The organism is Pedobacter duraquae (assembly GCF_004362245.1).
In the GTDB taxonomy this organism is placed as follows: Bacteria; Bacteroidota; Bacteroidia; order Sphingobacteriales; family Sphingobacteriaceae; genus Pedobacter; species Pedobacter duraquae.
Window position 1 is genome coordinate 947,720 of the sequence record NZ_SNWM01000001.1, and the last position, 21,542, is coordinate 969,261.

14 protein-coding genes are annotated in these 21,542 nt (G+C 42.0%); 7 read left to right on the forward strand and 7 right to left on the reverse strand.

The window, feature by feature from the left end; translation table 11 throughout:
- Positions 1-10 precede the first annotated feature (10 nt).
- Entirely contained in the window at positions 11-493 is a 483-nt protein-coding gene (locus CLV32_RS04160; RefSeq protein WP_133552681.1) for a DUF6265 family protein, read from the forward strand.
- A 26-nt stretch (positions 494-519) separates the two neighbouring features.
- On the opposite strand, the gene CLV32_RS04165 is transcribed toward CLV32_RS04160, so the two are convergent.
- Positions 520-870 carry a winged helix-turn-helix transcriptional regulator gene (locus CLV32_RS04165; RefSeq protein WP_133552683.1) on the reverse strand — a complete coding sequence of 117 codons (351 nt, stop codon included), beginning with the start codon at positions 868-870 and terminating at the stop codon, positions 520-522.
- 104 nt (positions 871-974) lie between these two features.
- Here CLV32_RS04165 and CLV32_RS04170 point away from each other — a divergent pair, with 104 nt between their 5' ends.
- Positions 975-1,718: an SDR family oxidoreductase gene (locus CLV32_RS04170; RefSeq protein WP_133552685.1), complete on the forward strand. Its 744-nt coding sequence runs from the start codon at positions 975-977 to the stop codon at positions 1,716-1,718.
- 74 nt (positions 1,719-1,792) lie between these two features.
- On the opposite strand, the gene CLV32_RS04175 is transcribed toward CLV32_RS04170, so the two are convergent.
- From CLV32_RS04175 to CLV32_RS04195, 5 genes are read right to left on the reverse strand one after another with little or no spacing between them, the layout of a single operon-like run.
- Positions 1,793-3,307, reverse strand: coding sequence for a glycoside hydrolase family 32 protein (locus CLV32_RS04175; protein ID WP_133552687.1), 1,515 nt, complete (start codon positions 3,305-3,307; stop codon positions 1,793-1,795).
- 28 nt (positions 3,308-3,335) lie between these two features.
- Positions 3,336-5,054 carry a RagB/SusD family nutrient uptake outer membrane protein gene (locus CLV32_RS04180; protein WP_133552689.1) on the reverse strand — a complete coding sequence of 573 codons (1,719 nt, stop codon included), beginning with the start codon at positions 5,052-5,054 and terminating at the stop codon, positions 3,336-3,338.
- 11 nt (positions 5,055-5,065) lie between these two features.
- Positions 5,066-8,146 (reverse strand): SusC/RagA family TonB-linked outer membrane protein, encoded by a 3,081-nt coding sequence (locus tag CLV32_RS04185; protein ID WP_133552691.1) that lies wholly within the window; start codon positions 8,144-8,146, stop codon positions 5,066-5,068.
- A gap of 28 nt (positions 8,147-8,174) precedes the next feature.
- The gene (locus tag CLV32_RS04190; RefSeq protein ID WP_133552693.1) at positions 8,175-9,065 is read right to left on the reverse strand and encodes a carbohydrate kinase family protein; all 891 of its coding nucleotides are present in this window, start codon (positions 9,063-9,065) and stop codon (positions 8,175-8,177) included.
- Between the two features lie 29 nt (positions 9,066-9,094).
- Positions 9,095-10,426: a sugar porter family MFS transporter gene (locus CLV32_RS04195; RefSeq protein ID WP_133552695.1), complete on the reverse strand. Its 1,332-nt coding sequence runs from the start codon at positions 10,424-10,426 to the stop codon at positions 9,095-9,097.
- Between the two features lie 296 nt (positions 10,427-10,722).
- Between CLV32_RS04195 and CLV32_RS04200 the strand changes: the two genes are divergently transcribed.
- Complete coding sequence (locus CLV32_RS04200; protein ID WP_243732229.1) at positions 10,723-13,524, forward strand: substrate-binding domain-containing protein; 2,802 nt, start codon at positions 10,723-10,725, stop codon at positions 13,522-13,524.
- Positions 13,525-13,546: 22 nt separating this feature from the next.
- Here CLV32_RS04200 and CLV32_RS04205 read toward each other — a convergent pair whose 3' ends face one another.
- Positions 13,547-16,033, reverse strand: coding sequence for a glycoside hydrolase family 95 protein (locus CLV32_RS04205; protein WP_133552698.1), 2,487 nt, complete (start codon positions 16,031-16,033; stop codon positions 13,547-13,549).
- Positions 16,034-16,358: 325 nt separating this feature from the next.
- On the opposite strand from CLV32_RS04205, the gene CLV32_RS04210 reads away from it, so the two are divergent.
- From CLV32_RS04210 to CLV32_RS04225, 4 genes are all read left to right on the forward strand, one after another.
- Positions 16,359-18,059 (forward strand): ribulokinase, encoded by a 1,701-nt coding sequence (locus tag CLV32_RS04210; protein WP_133552700.1) that lies wholly within the window; start codon positions 16,359-16,361, stop codon positions 18,057-18,059.
- Positions 18,056-18,757 (forward strand): L-ribulose-5-phosphate 4-epimerase, encoded by a 702-nt coding sequence (locus CLV32_RS04215; RefSeq protein ID WP_133552702.1) that lies wholly within the window; start codon positions 18,056-18,058, stop codon positions 18,755-18,757. Before CLV32_RS04210 ends, CLV32_RS04215 begins: the two co-directional genes overlap by 4 nt.
- Positions 18,758-18,793: 36 nt before the next feature.
- The gene (araA, locus tag CLV32_RS04220) at positions 18,794-20,284 is read left to right on the forward strand and encodes an L-arabinose isomerase (RefSeq protein WP_133552704.1); all 1,491 of its coding nucleotides are present in this window, start codon (positions 18,794-18,796) and stop codon (positions 20,282-20,284) included.
- A gap of 63 nt (positions 20,285-20,347) precedes the next feature.
- Entirely contained in the window at positions 20,348-21,499 is a 1,152-nt protein-coding gene (locus tag CLV32_RS04225; protein ID WP_133552706.1) for an aldose epimerase family protein, read from the forward strand.
- Positions 21,500-21,542: the final 43 nt, after the last annotated feature.

A 21,542-nucleotide genomic window follows, 5' to 3' on the forward strand; every position in this document is an offset into this window, starting at 1 on the left:
AAAAAAATTTATGAGCACAAAAAAACTACTACCTATAATCTTCTTGTTATTCATAGCGTATTTGAGTAACGCCCAGGAAAGCAACAAACAAAAATTCAAAAAGCTGGAATGGCTGGTCGGCAAATGGACTCGTACAAATGCGAAAGCCGGGCAATCCGGCTACGAGATCTGGGATAAAATCTCCGAATTAAAGTTAAAGGGTAAGGGAATTACTATGAAGGGAAAAGCCGTTATTTTTATCGAAAACCTGGAATTCATTGTGAAAGGAAACGATATTTTCTACACGGTAGTTCTTAGTGATGACAAGAAGCCTGTTTACTTTAAGCTGACTTCGGTAGAAGATAATGGCTTTACTTGTGAAAATCCGGAGCACGATTTTCCAAAAAAAATCAGTTACAGTCGCAGTGGAAATAATGTAAAAGCCGTGATTTCTGGGGATGGGAAAAGCTTCGATTATATCTTTGTGCGCAATGTAAACGTTAGAAAAAAGTAACCGATATCGTTTCTATTATTTCAGCGTTATTTACCTACAATCATTTTACGGTGTGCTGTCCCCCACTCTGCCAAATTATTGATAATGGTCTTCAGTGTCATCCCATATTCCGTTAACTGATATTGAACGGAGATAGGCTGGGTATCCAGGACGGTACGTTTGATAAGCCTGTTGATCTCCAGTTCTTTTAACTCTTTACTCAGCATTTTATTGGATATTCCTTCGACATCATTCAAAATGTCAGAGAACCTTCTTTTGTTATAATAGCAAATTGAAGAAATGATGGAAACCTTCCATTTTCCGTTCAATACGTCCATGGCATCGTGGACGGCCATAATCTCTTTTTTGTGGCCTAATTGGCATTCATTTTCAGTCATAAGTTACTTTGTTACCCGAAAGTTACTGTTACTTTTAGTTACAAAGTAACCTAAATAACTTTCGGTATCCTACATTTGTGACATAAAAATTTAGAAATATAATCATGGACTTTACAAATAAAAACGTCGTTATCACAGGAGGAACTACTGGCATAGGCCTGGCAACAGCAAAAGCATTTATTAGCGCAGGTGCAAAAGTTTGGATTACAGGTAGAAGTGCGGTGAATCTTCAGAAAGCTACAGCAGAGATAAACAGCCCTAACTTGTTTACAGTAGTTTCTGACACCTCAAAACTAGAAGACATTACTATCCTTGAACAAGCAGTTGCGGAAAGCGGGAACAAGTTAGATGTACTTTTCCTGAATGCTGGGATTGCTACGTTTGAGCCAATAGCAAATGTAACTGAAGCAAATTTTGATGCACAGTTCAACACAAATGTAAAGGGGCATTTCTTCACACTACAGAAGTTATTACTCCACTTGGCAGATGGAGCAGCAGTGGTGTTCACTTCTTCGACGGTTGCTACTGCAGCTAACTCGGGTGCCAGCGTATACTCTGCAACCAAAGGGGCACTGAATAAAATTGCGCAGATTGCAGCAAATGAATTGGCGGAAAGAAAAATCCGAGTAAACATTGTTAGCCCAGGACCTATTTTAACCCCTGGTTTAGAAAATGCTGTACCCGTAGAAGCGAAAGATTTTTTGGCTGGTGCTACAGCTTTGCAGCGGATTGGTGATCCTGATGAAATTGCAAAGACAGTGTTATTTCTGGCGTCTGATGCGGCAAGTTTTATTACGGGAACAGAGATCGTTGTGGACGGCGGTTATTTGAACTACGCGACGAAATAGCGTTTGCTGATTGTGGCTTCAAAAAACAAAAAGCGGCTGATGCCGCCTTTTGTTTTTTTGTCTATCCATGTCTATCAGTACTTTCTATCCGCATTTAACGGCTTTGAGACCGACAAGTTATTTAACTTGACTGCTTCTGAAGATATGGTCAGTCCGCTAAGTCCAGTTTCCGGAAAAAACACATCGGTCATCACCGTTAATCCATCATCAGCAAAAAGTTCAACTGAGGCAGCGTCTAGAATTACGCTGATTTTAATGAGTTTTTTATCTGTTAATCTGGGTGCAGCATGCTTTTTGGCAAAGCCAGGTTCGAAGTCGGCAACTCCCGCTGCCGTTCTATCTATGAAATAACTGTTATCTGCTTTGTTGTAGCCCACAAACAATTTGTTTCCTGTCTTATTTGTAAAGGCGATTTTAAAACTTTGGGCGTGGCTTAAAGTAAAATCCAACTTAAGTTTCCCGTTTAATTTCGCAATAGCTGATGATAGGTTTAGTTCTCTTCCTATAGATACTGTGGGCTTGGTATAGACAGCTTTCCAGAAAGGAATCAACTCTTTAACTGGCATAGCACGTACAAGGAATTCTCCTTTAACGTTGTCAATTGTCAAGTTTCTAGGGAGTGTTGTGGCACCACGCCAGGTTTTAGTTGGCACCACATTGGCATACTGCCAATTATTCATCCAGCCGATAAATATTTTACGGTCGCCAGTATTAGACCAGGTTACCCCCGCATAGTTATCGGCACCGTAGTCCAGCCATTTTTGTGTTTTTGACATGGGGATAAATTGATGCCCATCAAAGCTGCCGGTAAAATACTGTGTTGCTGATCCTCCGTTGGGGCCGCCAGGATTTATACTAACCAGCAGTACCCAGATCGTTTTTCCCCGGTATTGCAATGGAAATAGATCCGGACATTCCCATACTCCGCCATGTGCGCCCAGGTCTGACCCGAAGTCACTTTCTCTCTTCCAGCTTTTCAAGTCTGCAGACGAATAGAAAGTGATTCGATCTTTTGTTGCCAGCGTCATGATCCATTTTTTTTCGGGCTCATACCACATGACTTTCGGATCTCTGAAATCTGTTATCCCTGGATTTGGAAGTACTGGATTGCCTTTATATTTCGTCCATGTTGCACCCTGATCGGTACTGTAGGCAATACTCTGATATTGATGGCGCCCAGTTTTAGCTTCCTCAATTTTTTGATTGTGATGCGTAAAGATGGCTACCATGGCATTCGCACCAAAGCCAGCGGTATTATTCTTATCCAGGACTATACTTCCGGAAAAAATCATCCCCAAACTATCTGGATAAAGCGCAATAGGCTGCTCCTGCCAGTTAAAAAAATCGCGTGTTGTTGCATGCCCCCAGTGCATAGGCCCCCAGGTAAGTCCGTTGGGATAATACTGGTAAAACAGGTGATATACTCCGTTATCATAAACCATCCCATTGGGATCATTCATCCAGTGCGCTTTAGGGGTAAAATGGAATTCTGGCCTGTATTTTTCTGCTGCTGGTTGCTGTGCTTCTGTTTCAGCCAGGTTGATCACCATAGAAAAAAGTAGTATGGGTACAATATATTTAAGTTTCATATGCGTACGATTTGATTGTCAATATTACCTACCAGCCTGTATTTTGTTTATAAACACCACCGCTAAAATTAATTTGATTTAAAGGGATAGGGAAATATTCATCTCTTCCAGCAGTAAACTTTGCATCATTAAGGTGTGACACCCTAGATTTCTCAGTGGTAAAGTAGGCGTTCATTGTTTGCGCCGCAACTCCCCATCTTACTAAATCAAAGAAGTGGTACCCCTCGGTAGCAAACTCTAAGCGACGTTCAAACCTCAACGCCTGGCGGGCATAGTCCTGTGTCCAGTTACAGTTTACACCGGGTTGATACAACTGCACATTATAGTTTGAAGTAGGATTTCCGCTTGCATTTTTCAAGAGGTTTTTACTAGCATTTGATCTGCTTCTAACCTGATTAATCAGCGTTAGTGCCTCTAAAGGCTTTCCAAGTTCGATAAGAGCTTCTGCCTTCCAGAGTAGCACATCAGCGTACCTGATAATCTCCCAATTCTTGGAACTACCAATAAATGGAGGAATCTTTTGAAAGGATGGATCATCTGGCAACACAGCTTCCTTCATGCTGGCAAAGGCATCGTAGATAGCTGGTGCGCGTGCCCATGAACGTTGAAATACGAAAGTAGGTTTGTATTTAAACGGAGCACCAGGTTTGGCAACAGTATGGTCAAGACGAGGATCAAAAGAACTGCTTTGAAAATTGAGAGATGCAGCAACGTCTGTTGTGTTGTAGGTATTGAACAGTGGCAGTCCGTCGGAACCTGTTTTAAAAGCATTGATTAAATCATGACTCGGAATATTAAAACCGCAACATCCGTATTCCTGGTTCATTGGATAGTTTAAGGCATGGCCATAATCAACCCTTCCCTTAGGAGTACCATCGTCTTTAGAATACTGAATGGCGAATACGGATTCGGGACCATTATCGGATGCTGCCAAAAAGTTATTGGCATAGTCTGCACTTAAACTGAATTTACCCGATCCAATTACTTCATCGCAGAGTGCATTCACTTCATTTAGTTTGGCAAGATCGATTGTACCCACAGCATTATTTTCATTTTGGGTATAGGCTTGATACAATAGCACTTTTGCCAGATAAGCTTTGGCTGCTGCCTTAGTTACTCTACCCTTATCAGACTGATCCGCAGGTAAACTTGTTGCAGCGGCTCTAAAATCATCCGCAATCTTAGTCCATAGCGCATCATTGCTGAGCGCTTTATTTGAAATCGTTGGATAATCTGCTTTTGCTAAATTCTGATCGATGTAAGGGACATATTTATACAAGATTTTTAATAAAAAATAAAAATGGCCCCTTAAAAACCTGAGCTCTCCAATGCGCTGTGCTTTGGCAGGATAAGCCGCTTCGGTTAAAGCGTCAACTCTTTTAAGTGCATCATTTGCCCTTCCAACTCCGATGTACAGTCGGAACCATAATTGATCCAGCAGTGCATTATCAGGTCTGTTTAACGAGAAGGTCTCAAATAAATGGAACTCAGAAAGGTCGCCAGGACCATCTCCACCTTTATAAGTATCGCCACCACGAACGCTTCCGTACGGCCACATGCTGGAGTAAGGCGAGGTATAGTGATCATTGCCTAACGCCGAATACGCAGCAATGACCATTTTGTCGATATTCTCGGGGGTATTCAGGTCTTCGCCCGAAACTACACCTTGAGCGGGTTCATCCAGTGCTTTTTCGCATGAACCCAGGAATGCTGATAATACGATCAGTATATATATTAATTTTTTCATCGTCTGTAGAATTAAAGGGTGATATTTATACCCAGGGTGCCTACAACAGGCACAGGGAATCCATAATTAGGAATTTCGGGGTCCGTCCCGGTAAAGGCTTTGCTTTTAATGGTAAACAGGTTACTGCCCTGGGCATATACTCTGAAACCCTGGACTTTCATATTAAATGCTTTTTTCAGGTCGTAGCCAATTTGCAGATTACGCAGCTTGAGGTAAGAACCATTTTCTATGAAATAGGTCGAGAACCTGCCCTCGTTATTGCGATCTACCAAGGTCAATGCCGGAATCGTTGAGCCCGGATTTGCCGGTGTCCATGCATCCAATGTTCTGCTGCCCCAGTTGGTACCAGTCCATAGGGACGAGAAATCAGTATATGTTTTAAAATCATTGACTACATCTACATGAATTGCCTGTAAGAAGAAGCTCATGTCGAAATTTTTGTAGTTGATCGACACGTTTAGTCCGTAGGTGAATTTAGGGCTGTTGTTACCAATAAAATCTCTGTCTAGATCGTTGATAACACCATCATTGTTTAAGTCTTTATACCTGATGCGTCCTAATCCTTTGCCCGGTTGATTGGCATAGTTATCAACTTCCGACTGAGAAGTAAACAAGCCATCAGCCACATATCCGAAGTAAGAATTTATTGGCCTGCCCAACACGTTTTTGTCAGTACCATTTCCAGGATACGAAGCGAGTACATCTTTAGGGAGGTAGGTTACCTTATTTCTATACAAAGAAAAGTTACCGGTTAAGCTAAACCCGAAGTCGCTATTCACTCTATGCTCATAGGTAAGAATTGCATCCAAACCTTTATTTTGTAAAGAAGCACCGTTGCTATAGCTATTACCTCCATCGCCGAGCACAGCAAGGTATGCCGGACTGATTAAAATATCTGAGGTTTTTTTGATGAAGTAATCGAGGGATCCGGTAAGTGTATTATTCCAAAGACCAAAGTCAAGTCCGAAATTCGATTCCTGCAGCGATTCCCATTTCAGCAAATCGTTTCCCTGTTGGATTGAGGCAAAGCCGGATGGCAATTGGCCTGTGCCTGCGCCAGTGATATCATACGCTGTTCCACGATCGAAATCCCAGGTTGGATCAGTACCATAAATTGCAGAATACAGTGATCGCGTTGCATTGTTAGGAATTTCCTGATTACCAGATCTTCCCCAACCGTATCTGAGTTTAAGATCTGAGAATAAGGATAGATCCTTGATAAACTTTTCTTCGCTTAGTCTCCATCCCAAGGAGAATGCTGGAAACGTTCCGTAACGGTTCTCTTTACCAAAACGCGAAGATCCATCCCTACGCAAAGTAACCGAAGCAATATACCTGTCGTTATAGCTATAGTTAACCTTGCCAAAATAAGATAACAAGCGGTTTCCAGCACCACTTCCACCGTTTAATGTATTTGTTGTCCCGGCATTGAGGTATGCATAATCAATATTTTCGATGGCCAGACCTTGTCTGCTTGCCGAAAACTCCTGGTTTAGATTTTTAATGTATTCCTGCCCCAGCAACACTTCAAAGTTATGTTTATCCTTTGTAACCTTGTAGTTTAACGTGTTTTGCAAAATGATGTTACCCTGATAGGCTTGTGAGTTGCTCACCTGGTTGGCGGGATCTGCAAGAAATCCTGAGGTGTATGATTTCTTTAGTAAGCGCTGATAGGTTCCATTATAATCCACACCAAAATTAGTCCGGAAGTTTAAGCCAGGAATAATTTGGTAATCGGCATAGGCATTTCCAAACAACCTGAAGAAATTGAATTTATTTTGAGTATTATCCTCAATTAAGCGAACAGGATTTTGTCTGTCGGTCATACCCGCAGCTGGCCCACCCCAACCACCATTTACTGTATGTACAGGTACGATTGGTTGTTGAACCAGGGAGGCAAAAAGAACGTCACTAGATGGGATTAATGCGTTTTTGATGTAGCTGACAGAGAAGTTCTCTCCTATTTTCAGTTTATTATCTAAATAGTTATAATCAGAATTGAATCTTCCTGTGTATTTCTGACTTCTTGAATCCCTAACGATACCTTTGTTGTCATAATACCCAAATGAAAACAGGCTATTTCCTCTTTCTCCACCATTTGAAAGGGATAAATCATAAGACTGGATAATTGAATTTTGTGAGATTTCATCAAACCAATAGGTATCAGCAGGTCTCATCGTTTTAGCTGCATCAATATATTCTGGTAAGATTACACGATTAAGGACTGGGTTGTTGAAATTATTGTTCCAGTCGTACTGATAGATCTGATTGTTATTCGGGTTGGCTTTATCATTTACAGCCGCTTGCCAATACGCTCTGCCACGTTCTTCTGTATTTAGAGTTTTTAATTTCGTAGCGTAATTTTGAACAGATGTTGAGGCATTGAGATCAATCTTTGAATATCCTTTCTTCGCCTTTTTTGTTGTGATGATGATGACCCCATTTGCGGCTCTTGACCCATATATAGTTGCTGATGAGGCATCTTTAAGGACTTGTATGGATTCGATATCGTTTTGATTGAGTTGTTCCAGGCCATTTTTCGTAGGCACACCATCAATTACGTAGAGCGGATCGTTATTACCTAAAGTACCAATTCCCCGAATCCGAACGGTTGCCTGTCCTGTTGGGGAGCCATCAGTAGTGATCAGCACTCCCGGAACACGTCCTTGAAGGGACTTCACGGCATTACCCGAGGGAATGTCTTTGATCTTAGCCACATCAACAACATTTACGGCGCCGGTAATGTCTTTTTTTCGCTCCTTCTGATAACCGGTTACAACGATCTCATTCAATTTATTAACTGCAACATCCAGTTTAATCCTGAGGTTTGCAGATTCTGAGGTTATTGGGTAAGTAAGTGGATCAGTTCCGATATACATGAAGCGCAAAGATTGCCCGGTAGCTACCGCAATAGAAAATGCGCCTTTGGTATCGGTTGTCACAGCTTTATTTGTGCCTACAACCGCTACTGTAACGGCTTCCAGCGGAATGGACTCGCTGTCTGTAACGATCCCATTAATAGTCCTGGATTGCGCAAACGCAGCTCCCATTGCCACCAGGGCAATGAGCCAGGTTAGTAAAATTTTTCTCATATGATTATATTTGGTTTTTTGGTTAGTATTAAAATATTTGTGCGACAAAACTTTTGTATTCCGCTATCTGGTAGTCGGGGCATCCTCCTTTCTTAGTCGCTATAAATGCACCCATTCCAACTGCATTCCGGATTAAGATTTTCGGATCTACACCAAGCTGATGATTAGCAATAAATGCCGCGAGGAAGGAATCTCCACTACCTATGGTGTCGTTTACTTTTACTTCCGATCCCCAGGCGTTAAAAGAAGCTCTACCTTTATAGTATGACGCACCGAATTCGCCCTTGGTGATGATCACTTCTTTGATATTGAATTTTTCCTGAATAAACTTAACCTGTTCAGCTTCGTTCTCTTGTGTTCCTCCAAACAGGATTTGTGCCATATGAAGTTCAGATTCATTCAATTTAACAATATCTGCGTACGACAATAGTTCTTCTAAAAGACTTTTGTTAAAAAATGGCGGGCGAAGGTTGATATCAAAAACTTTAATAGCATCGCTTTCCAGATACTTGAATAAAGTAGCTCTGGTTACGTTGTTCCGGGCTGCCAGACTGCCATATACGAAATACGAATTTCCGTTTAAGGCGTTGAAAGTCTCGTTTTGATAACTTATAAAATCCCAGGCCACAGGAAAAACGATTTCATAAGAAACCTCATTATTTGTACCAACGGTAGCAATAACCTCGCTTGTGTGGTAAGTCTGGTCTCGCTGAAGCAGGGTTCTATCGATCCCCCATTGGTCTAAAAGGTCTGACAATTTTTCTCCATTGTAGTCATCTCCGATTTTGCTATAGATGCTGGCAGGCAGCCCTAATTTGTTGAGGTGATAAGCCACATTTAACGGGGCACCACCAGGCTGAGCACCGTCTGGTAGCACATCCCACAAAATTTCTCCGAAACAGATAGCTGGTATAGTCATAGTATTGAATTAAAATATGGGGCTGGGGGTTAATGCATAACGATTCCACTTTCAATCTGCTCTAGCGATTGTCCTTTTGTTTCGGGCATCATCTTCCAAACAAAGATTAGCTGTAGGATCATCATCGCGCAGAAAAAGAAAAATATATTGGCACCACCAAAGGATTCTGCCAGATATGGAAAGCAGAATGCGATTACCGCTGCCATCACCCAATGGGTGGAGCTTCCAAGGGTTTGACCTTTTGCCCTCACCTGATTAGGAAAAATCTCTGAAATGAATACCCAGATCACCGCCCCCTGCGAAAAAGCGAAAAAGGCGATAAACAGCATCACGTAAAGCGGAATTTGAAAGCCGCCGGGTGTTTCGGCAAGAAATGCAAATGCTACAAGGCCCAACGACAAAATCAGTCCGACAGATCCAATGACCATCAGTGTGCGACGGCCTACTTTATCGATGATATTGATAGCTAACAGCGTGAAAATAAAGTTGACCATACCGATCCCTACCGTCGACAGCAGAGATGAATGTGCACCTAAACCAGCCATTTCAAATATTCTGGGTGCATAGTAAATGATGGCATTAATTCCTGATACCTGATTAAAAAACGCAAACAATACGGCCAGCATAACAGGTTTATTGTACTTACCGGAAAAAAGACCGTCAGCTGTTTTGTCGTCCTGCATAGCTAAACCAGATTTTTGAATAGATGCCAGCTCCTGTTCGCAGTTTAGTGGATTGATAATTCTAAGAATTTCGAGCGCCTTCTCTATGGCACCTCTTTTCAGTATCAGCCAGCGCGGACTTTCTGGTATAAAATAAATCAATACCATAAAAATAAAGGAAGGAAAGGCCTGAACACCCAGCATCCATCTCCATGAGGCTTCTCCCCCCTGACTTAACAGATAATTGGACAAGTAAGAGATCAATATTCCAAGAACTACATTAAACTGAAACAAACCAACTAATCTACCCCTTCTATGAGCCGGGGAAACTTCTGATATATATATTGGGGCTGTAACTGACGAGATGCCCACACCGAGTCCGCCTAAGAAACGAAATACCAGAAAAACATACCAATTGTCGGCCATAGCGGTGCCCAAAGATGAAAGCAGGTAGGCAGCTGCCACAAAATACAAGGTGTTTTTTCTTCCAAAATAATCTGAAGGACGAGATCCGACCAAAGAGCCTACTACAGTACCGATAAGCGCAATTGAAATCGTTAATCCATGTGAGAAAGCAGAGAGCTGCCAGAATTGTTGTATAGATTTCTCTGCTCCAGATATTACAGCAGTATCGAATCCAAACAAAAAGCCTCCGAGGGCTACGACCATGGACCAAGCCAGGACGGAATGTTTTTTCATAAAGGGTCTATATTGGTTAACAGTCGCAAGTTGTAGAAAACCATATCAGAAAAGCTTTAATTCTGTGTCAATAACCTATAAATTACAGACATCACTCAACAACTTCATTTATAGTAATTTAAAATTTATAAGTTGACATTGAATTCTCCGATCTCTAATTTTAAAACATAAATAGTTAGGTTTTGATACATAGATGTGATGATTAGAATTGAATGTCACGTGGGTCATTTTCTGTGCTGGTAGAAATTTATTTATCTTTAGAATATATAATCAAAACAATTGCTAACCAGATATCAATGAACGAGGAAATTTCATTCCATCGAAGGACAGCGATGAACAGCATATTTTTTAGACCTATCAATATATTGGCTCTGATGCTTATCTGCATGTTTTTTTCGGGATGCAGTAAAAAGAAAAAGGAGGTAGAGTATGTGATCGCTTTTTCGCAATGTGTGGGATCTGACCTTTGGCGAAGAACAATGCTGGAGGAGATGAAAATGGAGCTTTCGCTCCATCCTGGGACACGCCTGGTTTACCGCGATGCAAATAACAGCAGCAATAAACAAATCGCCCAAGTAAAGGAGTTGTTAGCTCAGGACATTGATTTGTTAATTATTTCGCCAAATGAAGCAAGTCCGCTTACCCCAATTGTAGAACAGGCTTACAACCGGGGGATACCTGTTATTGTGACTGATCGCAAAACATCATCATCATTATACACAGCTTATGTAGGGGCAGATAACAATCAGATTGGAAGGATGGCTGGTGAGTATGTAGCCAATTTATTAAAGGGACAGGGAAGTATTATTGAAATTTTGGGGCTTCCAGGATCTTCTCCTACCATTGAGCGACAAAAGGGTTTTGCCCAGGAACTTGAAAAATTTCCTGGAATACATGTTCCAACCCAAATCTATGGAGATTGGTTAAAACCGCGGGCAACAGAAGCACTCCTGAAATTCAGGGACAGATTGTCTGGAACAGACCTCATCTTCGCTCACAATGACCAAATGGCTTCTGCCGCAAAACAGGTGCTTAAAACACTTGGAATTAGCAACAAGATTAAAATTATTGGTGTAGACGCTTTACCTGGGCAAGGCGGCGGACTAGAAATGATAGACAGCAAAATTATCAATGCGAGTATCTTGTATCCCACTGGAGGAAAAGAAGCGATAGCAACAGCATTTCAAATTTTAACTAAGGCACCTTTTAACAAAGAGAATATCCTTCAATCAGTAGTCATTGATTCTTCCAATGTTAAATTGATGAAAATCCAATGGGACAAAGTAAGCAGTCAACAGAAAGACATTGAACGTCAGCAAACCGTTTTACAAGAACAAAAAGCACTTTTTAATAACCAGCAGGTTATTTTAAACATTACTGTGGTAACCTTGGTACTTTCAGTTGTTTTTGGCGGACTTGCTTTCTTTTCTTTGTTGGAAAACAGAAAAATAAATAAAAACCTGGAGGCAAATAATATCGAGATTTTGCAGCAGCGAAACCTGTTGGTAGAGATGTCGGAAAAGGCAGAGGCCGCAACCGAGGCTAAACTCAACTTCTTTACAAATATCTCACATGAATTCCGGACGCCACTGACCCTGATCCTTTCACCGCTGGAAGATTTGCTCAAGAGCCATAAAATGAATAGCGGTGATCAAAAGAATCTTAAACTGATCCATAAAAATGTGTTCCGGTTACTAAGATTGATTAATCAACTGATAGAATACAGAAAAATAGACCATCAAATGATGAAATTGCAGGTATCTGCAAATAGTCTTCTTCAGTTTACTAATGACATTGTAGACAGCTTTCAGCACAACGCCCGAAAACGCAATATCGATCTTCGGATATTGCCACAATCAGAAGATGTAGTTGCATGGTTTGATGTAAACATGTTTGATAAAGTAATATTTAATCTTTTATCAAATGCTTTAAAGTTTAGCCCTGTGAATGGCTTTATCCACATCAGAATACGGCAGGAAGCACCTTACATTTATATAGATTGTATAGACAACGGACCGGGTATGGATCCCGATGAGGCAGCGCATGTATTTGAACACTTCTACCAGGCAGCATCGGGCTCTTCAAAAGGTTCAGGTCTGGGCTTGTCGCTTTCTAAGGAGTTAATGAAACTTCACCATGGAGATTTAATGGTAAACAGTATCAAGTGGCAGGGCACTACCTTTACCATCAAAATATTATCCGGTGAAGCACATTTTACTGACGTAGAGAAGTCGGACACAAAAATCGATAAGGCTGAACTTTACGAGCATGCCAGAATTTACACCACTGATCTCGATGAAGACCTTAACCAGGATAGCGCAGATGCCCTGCGCCCAATTAAAGAACACTCAATACTGATTGTTGAAGATAATATAGACCTGCTCCATTATCTGGAGAACAAATTTAAAGATGATTACGAGGTATTTGTAGCAAACACGGGTGATGTAGGGATTCACGCAGCTTACGAGCAGGTTCCCGATCTGATCATCAGTGATGTTGTGTTGCCTGATTTTTCTGGAAAAGTGATTTCCAAAAAGCTTAAATCTGATATTAGAACTTCTCATATTCCGATCGTCCTGCTAACTGCACAAGGTAGCCTGGAACAGCAAATAGATGGCATGGATAGTATGGCAGATGCTTACATCGTGAAACCATTTAACTATGACCATCTCTTGGCGACGGTTAAAAATTTACTGAATAACAGGCTGTTATTAAAATCTCACTACACCAGTGATATCAGTTCATCTTCCAAGCAACCTATATCTAAGACACTTGACAAGAAATTTGTCAATGATTTCTCCGGCCTTGTTGAGCAGAATCTCTCGAATGAAAACTTCAGCGTAGATGAAATCAGTAAGGCTTTGGGTGTTTCACGGGTGCAGTTGTACAGAAAAGTGAAGGCACTGCTGGAATGTTCTGTAACCGATTACATCCTGAGCAGGAGACTCAAAAAAGCCCGTTATTTGTTAATTAACGAACGCCATAGTATAGCTGAAATCACCTATATGGTTGGCTTCTCCTCACCAAACTATTTTTCGACAGTTTTTAAGTCGAAATATGGCGTTAAACCCAGCGACTTTAAGAAAAACAAAAGTTAAGAAAGGATACCATGCCTATAAGTTACAGCGCAACAAATACGTAAGTATTTCCTGCTTTGGTACTGAAATCATATAGCTGTGTTCCAGGTATAGTTACGCCTTTTAACGTTGCCTTTTGCGAGATTAAAGGGCTGGCAATAGCGTTAACCTGATAAAATTTGTTCGTATTCTCCCCTTTTGCGGTCTGCAGTTGTGCATCACCTTTTAACTTAACATTTGCCGCAATCCGTAACCTGCAATTTCCACCAAGCTGAGCTTTAATTTTCAGCCTTTTCAATTTGCCATTAGCCCATTCCATATCAAACTCGAAACCTCCCCTGGCTTTAAGGCCCGTTACTTTACCATTTGGCAATGCATCGGGCAATGCAGGGAGTACAAAGATGTTCCCATCGTAGCTTTGGAGCAGCATTTCTGCAATTCCGGCAGTACAACCAAAATTACCATCAATTTGAAAAGGTGGATGCGCATCCAGCAGATTTGGATAGGTACCTCCATTTTGTCCTTTATTATCTTCCGGGGCGGGACTAAGCTGATCAGAGATGAGTTTAAAGGCTCTGTTACCATCCAGAAGCCTGGCCCACCAATTTACTTTCCAGCCCATAGACCAGCCCGTAGATTTATCACCACGGTAAATTAATGAATTCTTAGCGGCCTCCAGAAGTTCTGGTGTGCGGAAGGGTGAGATCTGACCCGAGGGGTACAAGCCATATAGATGAGAAATGTGACGGTGCTGGTCTTTAGGATTGTCCATATCCTTTAGCCATTCCTGTAGCTGGCTATACTGCCCGATCTGCATCGGGGGCAATCTTTTCAAAGCTACCTGCACCGAATCCCTCAAGGGCTTATCTATCCCAAATAGTTTGGAAGCGTGAATGACGTTATTGAAAACATCAGCTATCAACTGATTATCCATGGTTGTACCTGCTGATATGGCCACATTCTGTTCGTAGGTATTTTCTGGCGACATCGATGGTGCCATAACGAGCCAATTATGTGAAGGTTCAGCTTTTATTGCATCAAGAAAAAACAATGCAGCACCCTTTAAAACCGGATAATTTGTTTTGAGAAAGTCCTGATCGCCGGTATATAAATAATGTTGCCAGATGTGCTGTGTGAGCCATGCACCCCCCATAGGCCATGTTCCATAAAAGCCACCATCGACCACACCTGTTATTCGCCACAAATCTGTGTTATGGTGGAGGTTCCAGCCTCTTGCTCCATACATTTCTTTAGCGCTTATTTTCCCTGTCTCGGAGAGGTCTTTCAGCATGGCAAACAAAGGCTGATGCATTTCGGTCAGGTTGGTAATCTCTGCGGGCCAATAATTCATCTCAGTGTTGATATTAACGGTGTATTTGCTGTCCCAGGGTGGGGAATTTTTGTCATTCCAGATTCCTTGCAAGTTAGCGGGCTGCCCACCAGGCTGAGAACAAGAAATCAAGAGGTACCGGCCAAACTGAAAATAAAGCGATACCAGTTCAGGGTCTGGCTTAACAGCAAATTCCTTTACCCGTAAATCTGTAGTTTTAGCAGCCTGGGCTGAACTACCAAAATCAAGAGAAACACGGTCAAAATACTTTTTATAGGTATTGATGTGTGCCGCAATTGCAATTTGATAAGCTACGGTTTTAGCTTTAGTAAGGATATCTGCGGTCTTTTTATAAGGATCAATGGATAGGTCTTTGTAGTTTTTAAAGTTTGTGCCGATAGAGATATATAGGAGCACTTCATCTGCGCCGACTATTTTTAGCGACTTACCCGAGTTCGTCAGTTTGCCCCCTTTAAGCACCGGTGCCACCTGGGAGACGAATACAATCCGGCCTATCTTGTTCTGCACATTTTCACCATTTCCGGATAACTGCAAGATCCCATTTTTTACTTCAATCTGCTGATTTTTATGAGGGCTGGTCATCTCTATATCGAATGAGATTGATTTTGGGCGATCTGCCGAAAGCTTCATAATAATTACATCGTCTGTAAAAGATGCAAATACAGTTCGTTGATAGTTTGTACCATTAACCTGATAGGAGATCTTGGACAGCGCATTGGCAATATCCAATTCCCTTTTATAAGCGGTAAAATTCTCTTGTCCCGGAAAGTTTAACCATACATCTCCCACTGTCTGATACGGCATCCCGTAGTTGAGACCTTCAGGCGCTTGCCTTGGAAATGTTGCATTGGAGAGGTTTTGCGCCTCTTTGTTTTTACCTGCAAATAAAAGCTGTCTGATTGAATCAATTTTTCCACTTACCTGCTTCGGGATGTTATTGCCAGGTTCGCCAGCCCAGACTGTTTCTTCGTTGAGCTGCAGGTGTTCCTGCTCAGGTTTACCAAATAACATTAAACCTAAGCGTCCATTACCCATTGGAAGGGCTTCGTTCCAATTGGCAGCTGGCTTAGTATACTCAAGCTTTAATTTGGATTGTGCACTTATTGTTGGTGAATAAACGCAAGCAGCGGCAAATACACCTATTGCGCTAAGAACTATTCGTATACTTTGCTTAGTCATTTCTTCTATTTCTTGGCAGACCGCAAGTACATTTAGCAGCCTCATTACTTTGGTCGGCCCAAGATATAACAAAAAGAGATTTGATCAACACTGCGACCATTGCTGGAAACAAAAATGCTATTAAAATACACAGATTTATCATTGACAACTGGCGATTCACATATTCTAACCGTCATTTCACATGCAACCCGGCAATAATTTACAATCAATTTAACTACCTGTCTACATACACCTTACATTAAAAATAAAAAGTTTTTTTTATTTCAAATAAATAAGCGTTAATTAGACGTTTATTTAATAACCGTTAAAAACACATTTATTTGATATGAATAGCCCAGAATATGTAATTGGAGTAGATTATGGCACAGACTCAGTTCGGTCTGTGTTGGTTGATGCCAGTACCGGTAACGAGATTTCTTCAGCTGTATTTCTTTATCCCAGGTGGCAAAAAGGTCTGTATTGCGATCCTGCAACTAATCAGTTCAGGCAGCACCCGCTAGACTACACGGAGGGATTGATTTTTACCATTAAAGAATGTATTGCAAAAGCTGGCGGTTCCGACATTGCAGCTCAAGTTAAAGGGATATCTGTAGACACTACCGGATCGAGCCCGGTGGCGGTTGATGAAACCGGAACTCCATTGGCTATGTTGCCGGATTTTATGGATAACCCGAATGCCATGTTTGTATTGTGGAAGGATCATACTGCGGTACGTGAAGCGGCTGAAATTAATACGCATGCTAAGCAATTTACAACCAATTATCTTAAATATGTAGGCGGAATTTATTCCTCAGAATGGTTTTGGGCTAAGTTGCTTCATGTACTGCGGGTTGACCGGTCGGTACAAAAAAGAACAACTTCCTGGGTGGAACATTGTGACTGGATACCATTTTTATTAACTGGCGGTACAGACATCAAGGAGATGAAACGCAGTCGCTGTGCTGCGGGGCATAAAGCACTTTGGGCTGAGGAATTTAACGGGCTTCCGCCAGAATCATTTTTTAAAACTTTAGATCCTTTGTTAACAGGTTTCAGAGATCGTCTCTTTACTGATACTTATACCTCTGATGTGGCAGCGGGAAAATTAAGCACTGAATGGGCTACAGAATTAGGCCTGAGCACTGATGTTATAGTTGGTGTTGGCGCATTTGATGCGCATATGGGGGCTGTTGGCGGACAAATAGAACCTTATTACCTGAGCAAAGTGATGGGTACCAGTACCTGCGACATTCTTGTTGCTCCAAATGAAGACATGGAAGGAAAACTGATTCAGGGTATCTGCGGACAGGTAAATGGTTCTGTAATTCCAGGAATGGCGGGCCTTGAGGCTGGACAATCTGCTTTTGGAGATGTTTATGCCTGGTTCAAAAATCTGATCAACTGGCCGGCAGAAAATTTATTAGCTGAATCATCACTCATAGACGAGGCTACCGCCCATGCTTTAATAGATGAAATGGAACATAAGATCATAGCCCGTTTAAGTAAACAAGCTTCGGAGCTTCCTGATGAAGACTATCCCGAACTTGCATTAGATTGGCTTAATGGCAGAAGAACACCCGACGCAAATCAAGAATTAAAAGGCGCTATCATTGGGCTCAATCTAGGTACAGATGCTCCAAGATTTTTCAGGGCCCTGGCAGCGGCAACCTGCTTTGGCGCCAAGAGCATTGTGGAAAGGTTTAGAGAACAGGGCGTACCTGTAAAGGGCATAATCGGCATTGGAGGCGTTGCAAAGAAATCGCCATATATCATGCAGATGATGGCCGACGTATTAGAGATGCCGATCCGTATCCATCGTTTCGAACACACCTGTGCTCTTGGTGCAGCGATGTTTGCTTCGGTAGCATCGGGCATTCATCCGGATATAGAATCGGCAATGGCAGTTATGGGAACGACATTTGAAAAAGAATACCACCCACAAGTTACTAAGAGAAAAATGTACAGACAACACTACCAGCAGTATCTCGGGCTGGGCAGATATGTCGAGAAATTTGGTAAAAAAGATGTAATCCCTTATCTATCATGAGTAGTTATCAAGACCTAAAGGAGCAGGCTTATTTAGCCAATATGCAGCTGCCCAAGCTTAACCTTGTACTTTTCACTTTCGGGAATGTGAGTGCGGCAGATCAACAACGTGGTGTGTTTGCTATCAAACCAAGTGGTGTACCCTACGAAGAGCTCTCTGTTGAAAAAATGGTAGTGGTAGACTTTGACGGAATAACAGTTGAAGGCGATTTACGGCCTTCATCTGACACGAAGACCCATGCTGTCTTGTACAAGAACTGGCCAGAAATTGGCGGCATTGTACATACCCATTCCACTTATGCCACGGCCTGGGCCCAGGCGCAACGCGCGATTCCAATTTTTGGGACAACACATGCCGACCATTTAACCGCAGACATCCCTTGTGCGCCGCCTATGGAAGATGAAATGATCAAAGGTGATTATGAGTATCAAACCGGATTTCAGATCATCAATCATTTTAAAAACTTGGGGCTGAACCAGCGCGAAGTAGAAATGATCCTTGTAGGCAATCATGCGCCGTTTACCTGGGGTAAAACAGCCGAAAAAGCGGTGTATAACAGCGCGGTACTGGAAGCAGTAGCGCAAATGGCATTGCTCACAGAACAGATCAATCCCGCGGCACCCAGACTACAAGCATCGCTGATCGAAAAGCATTATCAGCGTAAGCACGGAGCAGGTGCCTATTATGGTCAATCCTAAAATTTAACCCACAAAATTAATTTTAATATCAAAATAATGATCGATTTAAAAAAATTAGAGGTCTGGTTTATTACCGGCACACAAGACTTATACGGCGAAGAGACTTTAAAACAAGTAGCAGTACATGCTGAGCAAGTAGCGAAGGCATTACATGAACATGCCAAAATTTCTGTATCAATTGTGATGAAGCCTATTGTAAAAAATAGCGAAGAAATTTTCAAAACCCTTCAAAGTGCAAATAGTGATGAGGCCTGTATCGGCGTTATGACCTGGATGCATACTTTTTCGCCTGCAAAGATGTGGATCAGAGGATTAACTGAGTTACGCAAACCGCTGCTGCATTTACACACGCAGTTTAACAGGGATATCCCCTGGGCAACGATAGACATGGACTTTATGAACCTGAATCAAAGTGCGCATGGCGACAGAGAGTTTGGCTTCATGATGTCGCGTATGCGCAAAGACAGGAAGGTTGTTGTTGGGCATTGGCAGGATGAGGAAGTTGTTGCTCAGATTGATACCTGGTGCAGGGCCGCTGCGGGATGGCACGATTGGCAGGGTGCAAAATTTGCGCGTTTTGGCGATAATATGCGTTATGTGGCAGTTACGGAGGGCGACAAAGTGGAGGCAGAAATGAAATTCGGTTTCTCTGTAAACACCTACGGTATCGGCGATTTGGTGGAGAAGATCAATTCTGTTAGTGATGAGGATATTAAGGTACTTCTAGCGGTTTATGAAGACACTTATGAACTGGCGGATGACCTGCGTGCTGACGGTGCCCGGAGCTCCTCTGTATATGAGGCGGCTAAGATTGAATTGGGCCTGAGAAAATTCCTTGAAGAAGGAAATTTCAAAGGTTTTACGGATACTTTTGAAGACTTACATGGTATGGTACAGCTACCCGGAATTGCTGCACAACGCCTCATGGCGGATGGGTATGGCTTTGCCGGGGAAGGTGACTGGAAGACTACAGCCTTAGTGCGGGCTTGTAAAGTTATGGGGTCAGGGCTGGCTGGCGGAAATGCATTTATGGAAGATTATACCTACCATTTCGATCCCGCAAATGCGATGGTTTTAGGCTCGCACATGCTCGAGGTGGACGCTTCCCTTGCACAAGGAAAATCGCGACTGGAAGTTCACCCGCTTGGTATTGGTGGAAAAGCCGACCCTGCCCGCCTTGTTTTCGGTGTTGCTGGAGGCGACGCTTTAAATGCCTCAATTATCGATATGGGTAATCGCTTCAGACTGTTGGTTAATGAGGTCAAAGCGGTAGCACTGGAACAGGAAATGCCTAAATTGCCTGTCGCAAGGGTACTGTGGAAACCACTTCCGGATATGAAAACTGCCTGCGCAGCATGGATTTACGCTGGTGGCGCACACCATACTGCCTACAGTCAAAATCTAACAACAGAACATCTGCTGGATTTTGCCAACATCGCAGGAATTGAATATATAAATATTGGTCCTGACACAAAAATTAATCAATTTAGAAATGAATTAGCCTGGAACGAAGTGTTCTATAAATAAAAGGTATCTAACATCGATCGTTAACGAATACCATCCTGCATGTACATTTTAACTAAATAACTCATGAAAAAATACCACATACTCATTCCGAGTCTTGCATCTATATTGTTATCAGCAGCATTATACTCCTGTAATCCGAAGGCTAAAGAAAGTAACACCGAACAAGTGCAAGTTGATTCGGCCAGCTTTAATGCTACTATAGACGGCAAAACAGTTAAACTTTATACGCTAAAAAACAGTACTGGAGTTACTGCTTCCATCACAAACTATGGCGGGCGAATTGTATCCTTATTAGTGCCTGATAAAAATAACGCGTTAACGGACATTGTGTTGGGTTATGCGAAAATAGGTTCCTATCAAAAAAAAGGTGAGCCATTTTTCGGTGCATTAATTGGCAGGTATGGAAACAGAATTGCTAAAGGAAAGTTTACTTTAGATGGTAAGGCGTATCAACTACAACTGAACGATGGTCAAAATAGCTTACACGGAGGAGATGATGGTTTCTTTTCAAAAGTTTGGGATGCTAAACAAGTTGATCAAAAAACACTTCAATTAACGTATTCCTCAAAAGACGGTGAAGCCGGTTATCCTGGCAAACTGGATGTAGCCGTAACATATACCCTTTTGGATGACAATGCGTTAAAAATTGAGTATAGCGCAAAGACTGATAAAACGACGATCGTAAATTTAACCAACCATGCTTATTTCAATTTAAATGGTGCCGGAAGTCCTACAATCCTGGATCATGAATTGTCTATAGCTGCTGATTCTTTTACACCAGTAGATTCGACGTTAATTCCAACCGGAAAATTGCAAGCGGTGGCTGGCGGTGTTTTTGACTTTACCAAGCCTACAGTTATTGGCAAGAACATCAATGCCGACGATCAGCAGCTTAAGCTCGGAAAAGGTTACGATCATAACTTTGTGTTAAACACCCACGATTCATCAAAACCCGTTGCAGTTGTAAAAAGTAAAGCTACTGGTATTGGACTGGAAGTATATACCACAGAGCCCGGCTTACAGTTCTATAGCGGCAACTTTTTAACAGGCAAAGATAAAGACGGAAAAGCAGGTAAATCATATCCCTACAGATCTGCATTTTGCTTAGAAACACAGCATTTCCCTGATGCACCAAACCATACGAATTTTGGTTCAACAGTACTCAAACCAGGAATGACGTATCAGACTACGACTACCTATAAGTTCCTGAAATAGCTGAATAATCAGTTTACAGGCTTAGCATTTGTAATAAATTCCG